Consider the following 1891-nt stretch of genomic DNA (forward strand, 5'->3'; position numbering starts at 1 on the left):
GCCGTAGAGGGGTCATTTCGTTCAAAGGCCCTGAACGCATTTTTGACCACCACCCCAACACCGCCTCGACCTTCCCTTCCGTCACCGCCGCCTTCGTCACCTCCAGCGTCACGGCCTTGAGCCGCACGCCGGGGCCGAAGCTCGCGGCCAGATCATTTGGGTCCACAAGCTGCACACTCGCGGGGTCGGTGATGTCGGCAAAACTCACCATCAGCGGATACTGAAACTCCGGCACCGCGATCAGCCCCGCCGCGCGTCCCCGCTTGTCACGGACCTCGGCGAACAGGGCGGGGTCGATCACCCGGCTTTTCTGCCCCGAGATCGAGGCGGGCGCGACCGAGCCCATGTATTCCGTCGTGCCCGCGCCTTTCAGCAGCGCAAACAGGTAGCGTCCCGGCGTGACCTCCACGACGACCGCCTCGCCCGTCACGCCATAGTGCCAGCCCATGCCCTCGAAGCGGATCAGATGTTGCTGCCAACTCACCGCGCTGACCGACGATCCCGAAACCTCACCCGAGGGGGTCTCGACCGTCACCGCCATCTTCTGGTGCCAGGTGAATTTCTCCTTGCAGCCCGCCAGAAGCAGCGGGAGGAGGAGGGCGAAGAGGATATGGGGCAGGCGCTTCATGCGGCCACCGCCAGCGCCCCACCCAGTGAAAGACCTGCCAGTAGCAGGGGGGCGGTGCCGTTGGCGGCTCGGGCGGCGGGGATGTCGCCCCTGCCGCGATAGGAGATCACGATGCCATCGGCGGTCTGATAGGCGACGGCGTAGAAGCTGGCGGCAGCTGCCCCTTGGGGGAGGTCAACGTCAAGAATGCTGGCCGAACCAACGCTGGAACCGGGCGCGTCACTTAGCCCCGTAATGCCAGGGTTGTAGCCGCGATTGTAAGCGTCCATCGAAAGGATCGAAAGAAGTAGGTCCTTGGAGGCTGTCATTGATGTCTCCTAATGAAATCGCCCATATGAACGAGACGGAAAAACGGTATATTTGTCGTGCCGCCGGTCGCAGGCCCGAGCGCAGGTTCTGGGTGCGGGCCTAACCAACCTAGTAAGCCTTCCACTCGCCCCTCCGTCACCGCCGCCTTCGTCACCTCCAGCGTCACCGCTTTAAGCCGCACGCCCGGCCCGAAGCTTGCCGCCAGATCGTCGGGGTCGACGCGGCGCACGGTTGTGGGGTCGGCGATGTCGTCAAAGGTCACCATCAGCGGCCAGCCCTCGGGCGGCAGCGGGACGGGCCGGTTATAGGATTGTGATTTCAGCTTGCGCATCGACGCCTCATAGCTGCGGTCAGATTTCTGCCCCAGCCCGTAAGCCGCATAGACCCAGTGCCCCGCATCGCGCAGCCAGCTGCCTTCGCCACTTTCGCCGTCCAGAAGCGCGAACAGATGGCGGCCCGGTGCAACCTCGACCACCGCCGCCTCGCCTTTGATCGTGTTGATGACGCGCTGCGCGTCCGGCAGAACCCAGGGCCCGAGCCATTCGACCTTCCTGACCGCCGTCACCGCCGCCCCAGAAACCTCGCCCAAGGGTGTCTCGACCGTGATCGTGAGTCGCTGGTGCCAACTGACCGTCTGCCCGCCGAACAGCGCACGGAAGGCGAGGAAGCCCGCAAGCAAGAGGCCGAAAAGGATGAGGAGCGTGCGCTTCATGTGGTTCCCTTGGGTTTCGCGGGGGGAGGGATGGCGCTATTTCTGGCCGATCTTCGGTTCGGTCCCTGCCTTGATCCGCTCTATATTGGGAAGGTGTTTGTAAAACACCAAGGTTGCCAGAAGTGTTGCCAGCCACATCATCGAGGAATGGCCCAAAAGCCCCGCCCAAACAGCGGCAAGACCAGCGGCAACCAATGCCGAAAGCGAGGAAATGCGGCTGACAAGCGCGGTCGCCAGCCATG

General features: G+C 63.9%; 4 protein-coding genes. All 4 read right to left on the reverse strand.

Annotated elements, in window-relative coordinates; translation table 11 throughout:
* A partial coding sequence (locus WBB85_RS00945) for a hypothetical protein (protein ID WP_432636746.1) occupies positions 1 to 628 on the reverse strand: 628 nt, incomplete at its 3' end.
* A complete protein-coding gene (locus WBB85_RS00950) occupies positions 625 to 936 on the reverse strand; it encodes a hypothetical protein (protein ID WP_432636747.1) in 312 nt (103 codons plus the stop codon). The genes WBB85_RS00945 and WBB85_RS00950, both read right to left, overlap by 4 nt.
* Positions 933 to 1649 (reverse strand): hypothetical protein, encoded by a 717-nt coding sequence (locus tag WBB85_RS00955; protein WP_432636748.1) that lies wholly within the window; start codon positions 1647 to 1649, stop codon positions 933 to 935. Before WBB85_RS00955 ends, WBB85_RS00950 begins: the two co-directional genes overlap by 4 nt.
* Before the next feature lie 36 nt (positions 1650 to 1685).
* A partial coding sequence (locus WBB85_RS00960) for a glycerol-3-phosphate acyltransferase (protein ID WP_432636749.1) occupies positions 1686 to 1891 on the reverse strand: 206 nt, incomplete at its 5' end.

Source organism: Albidovulum sp., assembly GCF_049646345.1.
In the GTDB taxonomy this organism is placed as follows: domain Bacteria; phylum Pseudomonadota; class Alphaproteobacteria; order Rhodobacterales; family Rhodobacteraceae; genus Albidovulum.